Origin of the sequence: Archaeoglobus sp. (assembly GCF_017656475.1) — an archaeon.
Lineage (GTDB): Archaea > Halobacteriota > Archaeoglobi > Archaeoglobales > Archaeoglobaceae > Archaeoglobus.
The window spans coordinates 1-13,744 of the sequence record NZ_JACDNT010000037.1 but is presented as its reverse complement, the minus strand read 5'-3'; the positions used below and the strand labels follow the sequence as shown (position 1 = coordinate 13,744).

Annotated in this window: 14 protein-coding genes and 1 pseudogene; 10 read left to right on the top strand and 5 right to left on the bottom strand. The window is 47.2% G+C overall.

Annotated elements, in window-relative coordinates:
- Positions 1-132 precede the first annotated feature (132 nt).
- Positions 133-513 (bottom strand): helix-turn-helix domain-containing protein, encoded by a 381-nt coding sequence (locus H0Z19_RS09700; protein ID WP_290726156.1) that lies wholly within the window; start codon positions 511-513, stop codon positions 133-135.
- Between the two features lie 54 nt (positions 514-567).
- Positions 568-1,170: a helix-turn-helix domain-containing protein gene (locus H0Z19_RS09695; RefSeq protein WP_290726154.1), complete on the bottom strand. Its 603-nt coding sequence runs from the start codon at positions 1,168-1,170 to the stop codon at positions 568-570.
- Positions 1,171-1,252: 82 nt separating this feature from the next.
- Between H0Z19_RS09695 and cooS the strand changes: the two genes are divergently transcribed.
- From cooS to H0Z19_RS09680, 3 genes are read left to right on the top strand one after another with little or no spacing between them, the layout of a single operon-like run.
- Positions 1,253-3,121 carry an anaerobic carbon-monoxide dehydrogenase catalytic subunit gene (gene cooS, locus H0Z19_RS09690; protein ID WP_290726152.1) on the top strand — a complete coding sequence of 623 codons (1,869 nt, stop codon included), beginning with the start codon at positions 1,253-1,255 and terminating at the stop codon, positions 3,119-3,121.
- 39 nt (positions 3,122-3,160) lie between these two features.
- Positions 3,161-4,036, top strand: coding sequence for an MBL fold metallo-hydrolase (locus H0Z19_RS09685; RefSeq protein WP_290726149.1), 876 nt, complete (start codon positions 3,161-3,163; stop codon positions 4,034-4,036).
- Positions 4,033-5,037, top strand: coding sequence for a (Fe-S)-binding protein (locus H0Z19_RS09680; protein ID WP_290726147.1), 1,005 nt, complete (start codon positions 4,033-4,035; stop codon positions 5,035-5,037). The genes H0Z19_RS09685 and H0Z19_RS09680 overlap by 4 nt, the downstream gene beginning before the upstream one ends.
- Before the next feature lie 46 nt (positions 5,038-5,083).
- Here H0Z19_RS09680 and serA read toward each other — a convergent pair whose 3' ends face one another.
- On the bottom strand, positions 5,084-6,667 hold the full coding sequence (gene serA / locus H0Z19_RS09675) for a phosphoglycerate dehydrogenase (RefSeq protein ID WP_290726145.1): 1,584 nt from the start codon (positions 6,665-6,667) through the stop codon (positions 5,084-5,086).
- A 72-nt stretch (positions 6,668-6,739) separates the two neighbouring features.
- Between serA and H0Z19_RS09670 the strand changes: the two genes are divergently transcribed.
- Positions 6,740-7,237: an NTPase gene (locus H0Z19_RS09670; protein WP_290726143.1), complete on the top strand. Its 498-nt coding sequence runs from the start codon at positions 6,740-6,742 to the stop codon at positions 7,235-7,237.
- A 1-nt stretch (position 7,238) separates the two neighbouring features.
- A complete protein-coding gene (locus tag H0Z19_RS09665; RefSeq protein WP_290726141.1) occupies positions 7,239-8,285 on the top strand; it encodes a tRNA (guanine(10)-N(2))-dimethyltransferase in 1,047 nt (348 codons plus the stop codon).
- Here H0Z19_RS09665 and H0Z19_RS09660 read toward each other — a convergent pair.
- The gene (locus H0Z19_RS09660) at positions 8,272-10,107 is read right to left on the bottom strand and encodes a beta-propeller domain-containing protein (RefSeq protein WP_290726139.1); all 1,836 of its coding nucleotides are present in this window, start codon (positions 10,105-10,107) and stop codon (positions 8,272-8,274) included. The genes H0Z19_RS09665 and H0Z19_RS09660 overlap by 14 nt on opposite strands.
- A gap of 102 nt (positions 10,108-10,209) precedes the next feature.
- Between H0Z19_RS09660 and H0Z19_RS09655 the strand changes: the two genes are divergently transcribed.
- Genes H0Z19_RS09655 through H0Z19_RS09640 form a run of 4 tightly spaced genes read left to right on the top strand, consistent with a single transcriptional unit; the run spans position 10,210 to position 12,717 of the window.
- The gene (locus tag H0Z19_RS09655; protein ID WP_290726137.1) at positions 10,210-10,479 is read left to right on the top strand and encodes an acylphosphatase; all 270 of its coding nucleotides are present in this window, start codon (positions 10,210-10,212) and stop codon (positions 10,477-10,479) included.
- Positions 10,479-11,294 (top strand): imidazole glycerol phosphate synthase subunit HisF, encoded by an 816-nt coding sequence (hisF, locus tag H0Z19_RS09650; protein WP_290726135.1) that lies wholly within the window; start codon positions 10,479-10,481, stop codon positions 11,292-11,294. Before H0Z19_RS09655 ends, hisF begins: the two co-directional genes overlap by 1 nt.
- Positions 11,291-11,575: a MazG nucleotide pyrophosphohydrolase domain-containing protein gene (locus H0Z19_RS09645; RefSeq protein ID WP_290726133.1), complete on the top strand. Its 285-nt coding sequence runs from the start codon at positions 11,291-11,293 to the stop codon at positions 11,573-11,575. The genes hisF and H0Z19_RS09645 overlap by 4 nt, the downstream gene beginning before the upstream one ends.
- Positions 11,572-12,717 carry a nicotinate phosphoribosyltransferase gene (locus H0Z19_RS09640; protein WP_290726131.1) on the top strand — a complete coding sequence of 382 codons (1,146 nt, stop codon included), beginning with the start codon at positions 11,572-11,574 and terminating at the stop codon, positions 12,715-12,717. The genes H0Z19_RS09645 and H0Z19_RS09640 overlap by 4 nt, the downstream gene beginning before the upstream one ends.
- A 43-nt stretch (positions 12,718-12,760) precedes the next feature.
- Here the strand turns inward: H0Z19_RS09640 and H0Z19_RS09635 are convergent, their stop codons facing one another.
- Entirely contained in the window at positions 12,761-13,300 is a 540-nt protein-coding gene (locus tag H0Z19_RS09635; protein ID WP_290726129.1) for a CoA pyrophosphatase, read from the bottom strand.
- 98 nt (positions 13,301-13,398) lie between these two features.
- On the opposite strand from H0Z19_RS09635, the pseudogene H0Z19_RS09630 reads away from it, so the two are divergent.
- A pseudogene (locus H0Z19_RS09630) lies at positions 13,399-13,744 on the top strand (IS6 family transposase); the annotation flags it as partial.

The following is a 13,744-nucleotide window of genomic DNA, read 5'->3' as shown; positions in this document are numbered from 1 at the left end:
GACTACGCCAAAACGATGGCGAACGGAGGAGATAAAGTTTGATTTTTTAAATTTTTTAGGTGTATAGTCTATTTTCATGGACTCCGGGTGGGGGATTCACTCTAATTCAAAATCTGCTTTTTTAATACAAAATCAGCGAACAACAGCGATAGATGCAAATTCTTCCTTCTCAACCCTCTCTATATCCCTGATCATCATGTCAAAATTCTTGAACCACTCTTCCATTGCCTCCCTCGCGATTTTCTTGAACTCCTCAAAGTCCCTAGGATAGTATAGATACTTGTATCCACCACCCTTCAGAATCCTGTACTCTCTTCTTACCAGCCCTCTGTCCATCAAATTCCTAAGAGCTTTATAAACCGTGCTCTCATCCTTTTCAAGCTCTTTCGATATGGTTTCTACATCCAAACCGGGATTTTTGAGAAGAATAAGATATATGTCCATCTCAAGGCATGAGATGTTGAGAGCGCATTTAAGGACGCATTTCAAATTGGGGCTGCATGAAACCTCCATTCTACCACCTACTCTTTTTTGCAAATTCTACCATAAAACACTTTTCATTCACAATTAAACTTTACTCTTAAAGTACTTTTCCAGCACCTTCTTCTGCCCCCTTCTCAGAATCTCGGATAGTGTTGAAGGAGCTATACCGAAAAACTTTGCAAGCTCTTCAAGCCTTATTCTCTTCGGAAAATCGAAGTATCCTTTTTCAAGAGCTATTTTGAGAATTTCCTCCTCTCTGTATGTAATCTCATCCTTTCCGGTCGGCTTGCCTTTGTAAATAAGCTCGAAATCAACACCTTCGAGGTTTTCGAGCAGGGAGAGAAAGCCCTCATCATCGCATATTATGTTCCAGACAAGCTCAGAGTCGTTAACGTCAACACCTGTGATAACACAGCCGGATTCGAGGATAGGAATGGCAAACAGGCAAGTGTGTTCTTTTATCATTACTTTGGCTTCCTTGGATGAAACAGGCACACCCTCGCATTGAGAAGGTAGGTTTTTGAGGATTTCGTCAGCGCTTTTCCCCTTGACCTTCAGCAGCCCTTTTACCACCTCTTCCTTCCTCGCAAAACCCTCAACTCTAACAACACAGCTCTTCATGATTCCGTTCAGCGTTGCGAGGGCGCAGTTTTCGGGAAGCTTGGTTTTAATCTGCACTTCGAGCATCACTTTTAGTTCACTGCGAGAAAATAAAGCTGACGAAAATCTTAGGGGATAAAGTTATACAACCTTAAGACAATTTAAATTCATGAAGATTGAGGGAAAGGTTAGTGAGCATGAGAGTATAAATAAGATGTATGAGAAAGTCAGCAAGGAAGGTGTAACGAACATTGTGGATAGATTTAACGCGCAGGAGAAGGGTAGATGCCCCTTCTGCACCGCAGGTCTGAGCTGCCAGCTCTGCAGCATGGGTCCTTGCAGGATTGGCAAGGACAAGCCTACTGGAGCTTGTGGAATTGATGCCGCCGGCATGGTGGTGAGAAACTTCACCCACAAAAACATGCTCGGAACTGAAGCTTACACCTACCACGCAATTGAAGCTGCCAAAACACTCAAGGCGACGGCAGAAGGAAAGACGATTTACGAGATTAAGGACGTTGAGAAGCTGAAGTGGTTTGCAGAACAACTCGGAATTGAAGGAGAAGACGTCAACGACCTTGCGAAGAAGGTTGCAGATTTTGTTATTTCCGATCTGAGCTCAATTGAAAAGAGCAAGCTTGTAGAAATATTCGCACCCAAGCAGAGGAAGGAGCTGTGGGAGAAGCTTGGAATATTCCCTTCAGGTGTGTTTCAGGAGATTTTGACTATGGGAGCGTCTGCGATGACAAATGTGGACACGAACTACGTTTCTCTGGCCAAGAAAAGCATGGCGATGAGCATTGCAACATGCATGGCTGCGCAGATAGCTCTTGAAACAATCCAGGACATTCTCTTCGGCACACCTATGCCGCACGAGAGCTACGCTGACCTTGGAATCCTCGACCCGGAGTATGTAAACATCGCCGTCGATGGTCATGAGCCCTTCATTGGCATCGCTTTAATCAAGCTCGCTGAGAAGGAAGAGGTTCAGGAGAAAGCGAGGGCTGCGGGAGCTAAGGGGCTGAGGATAATTGGATTCATAGAGACTGGTCAGGAAATTATCCAGCGCGTTGACAGTCCTGTTTTTGCCGGAATTGTCGGAAACTGGATTGTGCAGGAGTATGCACTTGCAACAGGATGCGTTGACGTTTTCGCAGCCGATATGAACTGCGCTCTTCCGTCCCTGCCAGAATACCAGCGCTACGGCGTCAAAATTGTACCTGTGAGCAAACTCGTGAGGTTCAGGGGGATAGATGAGGGACTTGACTACGAGCCTGAGAAAGCCAAGGAGATTGCGGAGAAGCTGATTGAAATGGCAATAGAGAACTTCAAGCAGAGGGACAAGAGCAAAGCTGTGAAGGTGGAGCAGAAGAAGAAAATAGTTGTCGGTTTCTCTCCAGAGGCGATTCTCAAAGCTCTGAACGGAGACCTGAACGTTCTGCTTGACGCAATCAAGAAAGGTGACATTAAAGGCGTAGCAGCCCTTGTTAGCTGCACAACGCTGAAGAACGGCCCTCACGACACCAGCACGGTTACGATTGCGAAGGAGCTGATAAAGAGGGACATACTCGTCCTTTCGATGGGCTGCGGTAATGCTGCCTTGCAGGTTGCAGGGCTGACGTCAATGGAAGCCGTAGAGCTTGCAGGAGAGAAACTGAAGGCCGTGTGCAAGGCATTGAACATCCCGCCGGTGCTGAGTTTCGGTACTTGCACAGACACGGGAAGGGCTGCATATCTCGTCAGGCTGATAGCTGACGCATTAGGAGTGGACATTCCGCAGCTTCCGATAGCGGTTACGGCTCCGGAATACATGGAGCAGAAGGCAACAATAGATGCCGTGTTTGCCGTTGCTTACGGCCTTACAACCCACGTCTCTCCAGCTCCACCAATAACTGGCAGTGAAGATGCTGTGAAGCTCTACACCGAGGATGTGGAGAAACTTACTGGCGGGAAAGTTCTGGTTGAAGACGACCCGGTAAAGGCTGCTGAGCTGCTGGAGAAAGTAATCGTTGAGAAGAGAAAGGCTCTAGGAATCTAAAAAAGAAACATTTTTTAATTACCAATTTTTCCTTTTTTCATGAAAGAGGTTCTTCCGAGTATTTACCTCATCGACACTCTGAAATACGTGGAGGAGGGAGTTATCTCTTCCTACGTCGTGGCTGATGCAAAAGCAGCAATCATCGACCCTGGAACGGCCAAGGGAGCTGAGATAATCTTGGAGGAGATTGACAGAAACTGGAATGTTGAGTACATTTGCCCCACACACATCCACATCGACCACGGTGGTGGTGCAGCCAAGCTGGCAAAGGCGCTCGATGCTAAAATCCTTGTGCATCCGAGGGGTGCTAAGCACATCATCAACCCTAAAAGGCTCTGGGAAGCTTCAAAGGCGGTTCTGGGAGAGGTGGCAGAGACTTACGGCAAACCCGAGAGTGTGGAAGAGGATAGGGTTATTGCTGTAGAGGATGGAGAGGAGTTTGAGCTTGGTGAGGAGAAACTGAAGGCGTTTTACGCTCCAGGACATGCTCCGCACATGCTTGCGTACTACCTGACCAACTCAGGAGTTCTGTTTCCCGCAGATGCTGTGGGGATGTACTTTGAGGGCGTCGTTTTCCCGCTAACACCCCCACCCTTCGACGCTGATGCTGCACTGAAAACGCTTGAGAGGCTGATGTCCCTGAATGTCGATTACGTTGCCTTTACACACTATGGCGTTGTGGAGGGTGACTGGACTATAAAAAAGTCCTACGAGAAGATAAAGAGCTGGATGGAGATTGCAAAAGAGGTTGCAGAAGCTGATGGAAGTGTTGAGGAGTTTGTGAACAGGTTGAGAAGGCATGATGAAGACGTCGAGAAGCTGTTCAACGTTCTCGGAAAAAAGCCTGTTGCTCTGAGCTTCATATACACATCTGCCACAGGAATGCTCGATGCTGCGAGGAGGGGGTTGCAATGAACCTCAGGTTTAATCCAGAGCTCTGCCTTAACTGCCCAACCTACAGCTGCCTCACAAAGTGCATCAACCTCAACTACGACTTTGACACAGCAAGGGAGGAGAGAACGAAGATCGCCCTCGGAGAGTACAGCAAGGTCCTGGAGGAGTGCTACACCTGCTATGGATGTGAAGAGTACTGCGAGTTCGGAAATCATCCCTTCTACCGGATGGTGGAGCTTCAGGAGGGCTTGGGTGTGAAGAAAGTGAGCGACGAAACTAAAATGGCTTTGCTGCAGCGTTATGATGTCAGTGGGGAATTCATTCCAAAAAAGGTTGGCGGAAAGTTCGTTCATATCTGCCTCTTCCCCGAAGTGAAGGATTTGGTTAAGGGAAAGCTCTTCGAGGGGTATGAGGTCGTCAGGGGTAGACACATCTTCTGCAACATGCTCTACCTTCATTACGGAATGATATCGGTAATTAAGGAAAGGGCCCAGAGGACGATCAACAACATAATGAAGCTTGAACCTGAGGAGCTCGTTCTTTATCACGACGAATGTTATGCATTCTACAAATCCTTCGCAGAGGCTTACGGAATTGAGGTGCCATTTTCTTTTACGCACCTTTTCGATTTCCTCTACTCCCGGCTCAAAGAAATGGAGGTAAAAGAGCTGGGCATCAAGGTTGCATACCAGAGGAACTGCTCCAACAGGCTTATTCCCGAGACTGACAGAACTCTCGACAGAATTTTTGAGCTAATCGGTGTTGAAAGAGTTGAGAGGGAGTACGACAGAGATAGGGCGATCTGCTGCGGAGCGTCCTTCGTCCTTTCAAACGAGCCAGAGAAGGCAGAGGGGTTGCAGAGCAAAAACATCAGGGATATTGTAGAGAGTGGAGCCGAATACGTGGTTTTCAACTGTCCGATGTGCTACACTACTCTTGCAGATAAAGTCAAGGCGAAAGACTTGAAGCCAATAATGGTTAGTGAACTTTGCAGGATGGCGATTGGGGAGGTGGATTACTAAAGCTCGCTATTCAATTTTTATAAAAACAGAAAGAATAAAGAGATTATCAAAGCTCAACGTAAGTAGCGTCAATAATCCCGTCAAGCTTCGTCATTTCTTCAAGTACTTCAGGAGTTGGAGGATCGTCAACGAGCAGTAGCATTAGCTGTATTCCTCCAGGCTTGTCCCCGCTCCTTCCAACAATCATCCCTGCGATGTTGATGTTGTTTTTCCCGAAGAGAGTTCCAACTCTCCCTATAACTCCCGGTTTGTCCTCGTGAAGCGATATAACGTAATGCCCCTTCGGCACAAAGTTGACATTGTAAACGTCAATTTTCAGAATCCTGTACTCATTGCCGAAGCAGGTTCCTGCGAGATACATCTCCCTGCCGTTGCTTTCCACCCAAACCTCAACGAGGCTCTCGTAGTGCTCACTGCTCTCAACCTTGCTCTCTTCAATCGTAATCCCCCTCTCAACCGCTACTGGCTTTGCTGACACGAGGTTGATTTCGTTGCCCAGAATTGGCTCGAACAGACCCTTCAAAAGCGCTCTTGTAATGAACTCGGTGTTTTTGGTGGCTATCTTGCCGCTGCATGTTATTTTAACCTTCTTTATAGCCCCTCCCAGCCTGACACTCGCAATTTTGCCCATTTTCTCGGCCAAAGTCAGGAAGGGCATCATGAACTCGAACTCAGCCGGCTCGATTGATGGCAGATTTACTGCGTTTCTCACTGGCAAACCTTTTGACATGTTCACTATGTCCTCTGCAATTATCATCCCCACATTTAGCTGTGCTTCTCTTGTTGACGCGGCGATGTGTGGAGTGGTGACTACATTTTCAAGCTTCAGGAGTGGATTATCAGGGGAGGGTGGTTCTCTCTCATAAACGTCAAGCGCTGCAGCAGCAACCTTTCCAACCTTTATTGCTTCATAAAGTGCTTTTTCATCAACAATTCCACCTCTGGCTGCATTTACGACTATTACGCCATCCTTCATTTTCTCAAACTGGTCTTTTCCAATGAGGCCCATAGTCTCCTTCGTTCTCGGAACGTGGACTGTGATGACATCAGATGAAGCAAGGAGCGTTTCAAGATCAGCAAGCTTAACACCTATCTGCTCCGCCCTCTCCTTTGATACGAAGGGGTCGTAGGCAATTACGTTCATCTCAAGAGCCTTGCAGCGCTTTGCCACCTCAAAACCAACTCGCCCAAGGCCTATTACGCCAGCAGTCTTCCCTCTCAGCTCAACTCCGATGAACTTCTTCCTCTCCCACTTCCCCTCCTTTACGCTCCTGTCTGCCTGCGGAATCTTTCTGGCTGCGGCAAGCATTAATGCTATCGCATGCTCTGCGGTTGAGATGGTGTTTCCTCCGGGAGCGTTAACTACAACGACACCTTTCTGAGTTGCAGCGTTGATGTCTATGTTGTCCACACCTACTCCAGCCCTGCCGATAATTTTGAGTCTCTTACCAGCCTCGATGACTTCAGCATCGACTTTGGTCTGACTTCTAACGACAATGGCATCATATTCTGGAATTTCTTGGAGAAGCTGCTCCTTGGTCATTCCAGTTTTTACGTCAACCTCTAGTCCGTTATTCCGCATGTACTCTATGGCCTCCTCACTGATCGGCTCTGCAACGAGTACTTTCATACCCCCCACGCTCTGTGGCTGAGCTAAAAACATTTACGATAAAAACTTTTACTCATCCGTCAATTTCAAGCTGTGAGAATTGCGGTGACCGGAAGGCCTGGGGTGGGAAAGACGACACTCTGTATGAGAGTGTACAAGTCGCTTAAAGGTAGAATGACCATTGGTGGATTTGTTACAAAAGAATTGCGAAAAAATGGAAGAAGAGTGGGTTTCAAGCTCATTGATCTGAGTTCCGGCAAAGAGGAGTGGCTTGCCAGAGTAGGAGATGGAAGTGTGAGGGTTGGTAAGTATGCGGTAAACGTTGAGGGTCTTGAGAGGTTTCTGGAGTCCGTAAACACAAAAGCGGATCTAATCATCATTGACGAGGTTGGCCCGATGGAGTTGAAGAGTGAGAAGTTCGTGAGGTTCGTGGAGGGGCTTTTGGATAAAGAGAACCTTCTTTTCACCATTCACCTCAAATCGAAACACCGGCTTCTTGAAAGAATCAGGAAGGAGTTCAGAGTTTACGTTATTGACGAGGCAAACAGGGATAAGGTGACTGAAGAAATAACTGAAATTTTTGAGGGGTAAAATGGAGGTTCAGGAAGGAAGTGTAAGGATAAGCGTTGATGAAGTGTTCTACAATCCGAGGATGAGGTTTTGCAGGGACCTCGACATGCTTGTTTTTGCGGCATTGGACTCAAAGGAGTACTTCGATGCTTTGTCGGCAAGCGGAGTCAGGGGGATAAGGGCTGCTCTTGAAGCCGGGAAAGTTGCCGTTTTTAACGACGTCAGCCCCAAGGCTGTGGAAGTCATTAAAGAGAACCTGAGGAGGAACGGTTTGAGCGCTGATGTTATTAACGGTGATGCAGCAGCAGTAATGAGGCAGAAGAGCTTTGAGCACATTGATGTGGATCCGTTCGGTTCTCCCGCACCATTCATGGACTCAGCCTGCTTATCAGCGAGAAAGTATCTCAGTATTACTGCTACAGACACTGCAGCTTTATGTGGTAGCGCCACAAACTCAGGGTTGAAGAAGTACGGCGCCTTTGCCGTGAAAACGGACGTTTACCATGAAGTTGGATTGAGGGTGCTGATTGGCTTTGCAGTGAGAGAAGCAACGAAGTACGAGAAAGCCCTTTTGCCCCTCATATCGTGGGCTAAGGAGCACTACTACAGGGTTCACTTTAAAGTGCGAAGATCCACCTCAATGTCTGCAAGGATATACGAGAAAATGGGCTTCTTAGCTTACTGCAGTGCATGTCTAAGGAAAAAGGTGCTTGGCTTCGGTGAGGGTGCTGAGAGGTGCAAATGTGGTGAAGTGTTCAGAATAATAGGGCCAATCTGGTTGGGGGAGCTCAAGGACAGAGGTTTTGTTGAAAGGGTTGCTGGGATGGCAGAGGGGAAGCTTAAGGAATTTCTAAACAAAATTCTAATTGAGGTTGACGTCCCTACGGCCTACAGCCTTCCAGCATTGGCAAAGATACATTCTCTAACCCTCCCACCTGCCGAAAGTGTTGTCGGGGAGCTTAAAAAGCTCGGATTCGAGGCTTCGAGAACCCACTACTGTGGATTCTGCATTAAGACCGATGCTGACAGGGATGAGGTTGTAAAAATATTGGAAATCAATCAAACTTAAGCTCTGCTACCCTCTCCCAGCTGTTCTCATCGTAAACTTTGATTTCTTCCGGCCCTATAACGTAAAGGTAGTCGTCAATGTATATTGCCCTCACAGCGTTGCCCTTTACCGCTTTAACCAACCTTAGACCATCCCCATAGGAAAAGACGTAGCCGTTTTGTCCTGCTGGCAGGAAGAAGACTCCGTGTTCTTTGTCAAGCAGGAACGCGTGATGGTTGCTCATAACTTCACTCCAGTACTCCTGAAGGATGTATCTGTCTCTCTCAACCGGATTGGTCAAATCCGATATGTCGAACAGGGAGATTTTGACGTTTCCGTCCTCCATGCCTATGCCCAGAACAGTCTTTTCATCGATTCTGTGAAGGTATGACGAGAATCCCGGAATCTTCAGCTCTCCGACGATTTCTGGATTTTCGGGATTGGACAGATCGAGAACAAAGAATGGGTCAGTCTGACGGAAGGTGACGATGAAGCCAACATCTCCATCAAACCTCACCGAGTATATTCTCTCCTCCAGACCGAAACCCTGTATCTTTCCGACAATGTCGAGGTTATCATCAAGCACGTAGAGGTCGTTTTCGTCTCCACCAACAGTTGTTGCCACTCTCAGATAGCCATCATACTCATCAAGGGAGAACTGGTTGAGCAGTCTTCCAGGGACTGAGTTGATACCCTCTGCCTCAAGCTGGACGGAGAACTTTGCTATGTAAGTTTTCTCAATCTCCCTAGAATGCTTTTTTGTGAAGTTCTCCCATCTGTTGTAGTACTCATTTTCGAACTTCAGTCTCTCTTCCTCATTCATTGAAGCCCTGAGCTGCTCAAGGATGTACATTATCTCAACCTGCTTCGCCCTGCTGCTTATGTCGTAGTCCATCAGCTTCTCAATTTTCTCCTTCACCCACTCAGGAACTAAGTCGGGATTCTCAGAGATGAACTGGTAGGTCAGTCTTGCTGGATCGGCAAAGGAGTTGTAGGTCACATAGATGGCATTTTCGCTCATGTAAACAACTGTATGGCCTGATGAGCCAACGAAAGAGATGGAGTTCTCAACCTCTCCAGTTTTGGCATCTAACTTCATGACGGTGTAGGTGGTGTCGACCGTCACAGGTACTGTGGGGTGGTAAATCCTGCCACACGTAACCTCTATCACCTTTCCGTCCACTGAGAGGGGTCTGATCGGACATGGTTCTGCGAAATTCAAACCACTTCTCGTGACAAGATAGAGCTTTCCATCGAGAAGTCTCGCATCAACATAGCTTCCGTTAATGTCTGCACTCCAGACTTTTTCCTGCGTTTCAACATTGTAGGCATTAATGCTATCGTAGCTGAGGACAACCAGAACGTTCTCATACAGCAAAAGGTTTCCGGAATCTGAGATTTCTCCCGTCTTACTGAGATTCGTAGGAGGGAAAGCCCTGAAAATCATCGTTTCTCCCTGATAATGTATTCCACCAGGATAAACGAGGTATCTGAGCCAGGGATAAGGCGAATAGTAGATGCTAACACCGTCAGTTTTTACTATGTCCGGCTCGTCAATGCCTTTAACCTGAACGTTGGTCTCGGAGTACCTCTCAGGCAACATCGGTGACTCTTCCAGAGCTTTGGCTCCCGAATCTGCGGTAACTTCAACCCTTGCAGCATAAGAGAGAGTGTAGAAGGAAGAGAACTCAGAACTTCTCATCAAATACTCCTTGAACTCCTCAGCAGAACCGAAAGACTTAATCCTCAACTCCTCTTCCGAAATTTCCGACTGATGTGGGCTAAGGAAGATCAGGCTGATAAGAACCACCACAACTACCGCTGAAATCAATAATTTCTTCATGTTAATTGCTATGCAGGCAAACTATTTATAGAGTTTCAATTCGTAATAAAATATTAATTATCGAGAATTTAAATTTATATACCGCAGCTAAAATGTGGTTGTATGATTGCCCTTGAAATCTACGTCAGCGGCAACGTGCAGGGTGTGGGCTTCAGATACTTCACCCGCAGAGTTGCTAAGGAACTCGGCATTAAGGGCTACGTTAAAAACCTCCCGGATGGGAGAGTTTACATTTACGCTGTTGGAGATGACTTAACACTCGATAAATTCCTCTCAGCAGTAAAATCCGGACCTCCACTTGCCACTGTTAGGGGCGTGGAGGTTAAAAAAGCGGAGATTAAGAACTACGAGAGCTTCGAGGTGGCTTACTGATGCTGGCCAAGAGAATCATCCCGTGCCTCGACGTCACCCTTGACGAGAAGGGGGCGAGAGTTGTAAAGGGAGTGGAGTTCGTCAACCTGAGAGATGCCGGCAACCCCGTGGAGCTGGCAAGGAGATACGATGAAGAGGGGGCGGATGAACTCGTTTTTCTGGATATTACAGCCTCACCAGAAGGCAGGAGGACGATGATAGATGTTATTGAGAGAACTGCGGAGCAGGTTTTTATCCCGTTTACCGTTGGTGGAGGGATAAAGACGATTGAGGATATCAACAGCATTCTGTCTGCTGGGGCTGACAAGGTCTCCATCAACACCGCTGCCGTGAAGAATCCTGAATTTGTGAAAGAAGCTGCAGACGTTTTCGGCAGTCAGTGCATTGTAGTTGCTATAGACTGCAGGAGAAACTTTGACCTGAGTAGGGGCAGGTATTTCGTGGAACTTGAAAATGGTACGAAAGCGTGGTATGAGGTTGTGATATACGGGGGGAGGAAGCCTGTAGGGACAGATGCCGTTTGGTGGGCAAAGAGGGTTGAGGAGCTTGGAGCAGGGGAGATTCTGCTAACTTCCATGAACAGGGACGGCACCAAAGATGGCTTTGACATACCCATTACGAGAAAAATCAGCGAAGAGGTTAACATTCCCGTCATAGCTTCAGGCGGAGCGGGAACGAAGGAGCACTTCTACGAGGGGTTTGTTGACGGTAAGGCAGATGCATGCCTCGCTGCGAGCATCTTCCACTACAGGGAAATCGGAATTAGAGAGATAAAGGAGTATCTGGCCGAGAGGGGAGTTCAGGTGAGATTGTGAAGATTTCAGAATTCCAGAAGATGATTTCGGAAATTTACATAAATCGGGATAGAGAGAGGGGCGTGGAGAAAACCATGCTGTGGGTTGTGGAGGAGGTTGGCGAGCTTGCTGAAGCTGTGAGGAAAGGAACCAACGTCGGCGAGGAGATTGCCGATGTGATGGCCTGGCTTGTCAGCCTCGCCAATTTGCTTGATGTTGATGTTGAAAAGGAAGTTCTGAAAAAGTATCCCGGTTATTGCATAAGGTGTGGAAAAAAGCCGTGTGAGTGTGATTCGAAATGAGGTTTAGGATTGTAAGCGAGGAAGATTTAAAAAATGGCTTAGTGACGGATAAGTACTTCATCTGGACGGAGAAAGTTCTGAAGGCCAAAAACATCAACCCCACCGTGGTGGCGGAAGTCACGACTTCAGGATGGGGAGTTTTGGCGGGACTCGATGATGCTCTCAACCTTCTTGAGGGATTACCAGTGGATGTTTACGCGATGCCTGAAGGGAGCATCTTCTTCCCTCACGAGCCCGTAATGACCATCGTCGGCAAGTATCTGGATTTTGCGAGGTACGAAACCTCTTTACTCGGTTTCCTCTGTTACGCAAGTGCAGTTGCCACACAGGCCTTCAGGTTCAAGCTTGCTGCCGGTGAGAAGAAAGTGTACTCCTTCGGAACGAGGAGAATGCATCCCGCCCTTGCTCCATACATTGAAAGGGCCGCCTACATCGGAGGAGTCGATGGGGTAAGCAACTTCTCTGCGGAGAAGTACCTTGGCCTGAAGAGCATGGGGACGATGCCGCATGCGTTGATCATCTGCTTCGGCGACCAGGTTAAAGCGTGGAGGAGCTTTGATGAGGTTGTTGACAGAGAGGTGCCGAGAACCATGCTTGTGGACACTTACTACGATGAAAAGACTGAGGCTGTGATGGCAGTGGAGAACGTTGAAAATGTTAGCGGTGTCAGACTCGACACCCCTTCATCGAGGAGAGGCAAGTTCAGAAAGATTGTGGAAGAAGTAAGATGGGAGCTTGACATCAGAGGAAAGCAGAACGTGAGGATTTTTGTCAGTGGAGGGTTGAGTTTAAAAGACGTGCTTGAGCTCAGGGACATCGTGGATGCGTTTGGCGTTGGAACCGCAATCAGCGGTGCGAGTCCGATTGACTTTGCGCTGGATATAGTGGAGAGAGAAGGCAGGTTTGCGGCAAAGAGAGGCAAGAGGGGAGGAATGAAGCAGGTCTACAGGCACTGGGATGAGCTCAGAGATGAAGTTAAGCTATTCAAAGAAGAGTACAGCGGTAATGGAGAGGCTATGCTGAGAAAAGTAATTGATGGTGGAAAGGTCATTGAAAGACCGGATATGGAAAAGGCGAGGGAGCTGGTTTTAAGGCAGATGGAGATTATAAGAAAGCTGGAAAGAGAAGAGGAGTTCTTGTAACTTGCTTTTCCTTGTCTTTAATTTTAAACTTTCCAAACCCAGATTACACGGCATCAAAAAAAGCATCCACAGATCCGTACTTTCTCACTATCCTCAGGTAAAGGTCGTCCAACACTCTGCTTGATGCCCCCCAGACGAGGTGCCCGGCACACTCAAAATTTGGCCCCCAATCCGTGATCCTTCTAGACTTCAGAACCTTTCTCAACTCGTCAACCAGAACCCTGCTTACTTCCCTCCCATCAGGCTCGAACTCAAGAGTTCTGATCATCCCCACCACGGGGCAGATCATTATTCTGTACTCGTGAACCTCTCTCGGCCTCAAAAATCCAAGAACGTTCACACAATCAGGATTTATTCCAAGCTCCTCCTCAAACTCTCTCAGTGCAGCCTCAACTTCGTTTTCACCGTCCTCAATCATCCCGCCTGGAAATGCAATATGGCCAGCGCTCCTGTTCAACCCCTTTGAGCGCTTTATCATTACCAGCTTTGGACATTTCTCATCAAAAACCGGAACAACTACCGCCGCATCCGTCTTTTTTGTAACTTTTTTGTCCAGCAGCTCTTCAAGTTTCTTGACCAACACTGTGAAAGTTCATTAAAAAAGTATTTAAGGCTTTTCTAGAAAGAGGGGGGTATGTCCACATTACCAAAACCTATAAATCTAAAACATAACACTAAAATATGCAATCAGTAAAGGAAATTGTTAAGGAGCCTAAAGTATTCGAAAGGAACAAAGTACCCTTCGAAATTAAAGTTCTTGGTATAGCAACATACATCCAGACATCCTCGGTGAGAAGAACTGCAAAAATTCTATCAGAGATACATCCTGTTTCAAAAACCTCTGTCTGGAACTGGATAAAGAAGTTTGAAGAGAAATTACCGATTTCATCTGAGAAAAAGCAAAGAAATCTCGTAGCGATAGACGAGACTGTGGTTAAAGCCAATAAAAAGCATTATTACGTCTACGCAGCGATAGACGTGGAGAGAAACGAGCTCATCCTGATGAGGGTCTATACAACCAGGAACT

What these genes read in the sequence shown, in the direction of transcription:
- H0Z19_RS09700 (WP_290726156.1), bottom strand. Translation starts at nt 513, where the DNA reads ATGGAGGTTTCATGCAGCCCCAATTTGAAATGCGTCCTTAAATGCGCT.
- H0Z19_RS09695 (WP_290726154.1), bottom strand. Translation starts at nt 1,170, where the DNA reads ATGCTCGAAGTGCAGATTAAAACCAAGCTTCCCGAAAACTGCGCCCTC.
- cooS (WP_290726152.1), top strand. Translation starts at nt 1,253, where the DNA reads ATGAAGATTGAGGGAAAGGTTAGTGAGCATGAGAGTATAAATAAGATG.
- H0Z19_RS09685 (WP_290726149.1), top strand. Translation starts at nt 3,161, where the DNA reads ATGAAAGAGGTTCTTCCGAGTATTTACCTCATCGACACTCTGAAATAC.
- H0Z19_RS09680 (WP_290726147.1), top strand. Translation starts at nt 4,033, where the DNA reads ATGAACCTCAGGTTTAATCCAGAGCTCTGCCTTAACTGCCCAACCTAC.
- serA (WP_290726145.1), bottom strand. Translation starts at nt 6,667, where the DNA reads ATGAAAGTACTCGTTGCAGAGCCGATCAGTGAGGAGGCCATAGAGTAC.
- H0Z19_RS09665 (WP_290726141.1), top strand. Translation starts at nt 7,239, where the DNA reads ATGGAGGTTCAGGAAGGAAGTGTAAGGATAAGCGTTGATGAAGTGTTC.
- H0Z19_RS09660 (WP_290726139.1), bottom strand. Translation starts at nt 10,107, where the DNA reads ATGAAGAAATTATTGATTTCAGCGGTAGTTGTGGTGGTTCTTATCAGC.
- H0Z19_RS09655 (WP_290726137.1), top strand. Translation starts at nt 10,210, where the DNA reads ATGATTGCCCTTGAAATCTACGTCAGCGGCAACGTGCAGGGTGTGGGC.
- hisF (WP_290726135.1), top strand. Translation starts at nt 10,479, where the DNA reads ATGCTGGCCAAGAGAATCATCCCGTGCCTCGACGTCACCCTTGACGAG.
- H0Z19_RS09640 (WP_290726131.1), top strand. Translation starts at nt 11,572, where the DNA reads ATGAGGTTTAGGATTGTAAGCGAGGAAGATTTAAAAAATGGCTTAGTG.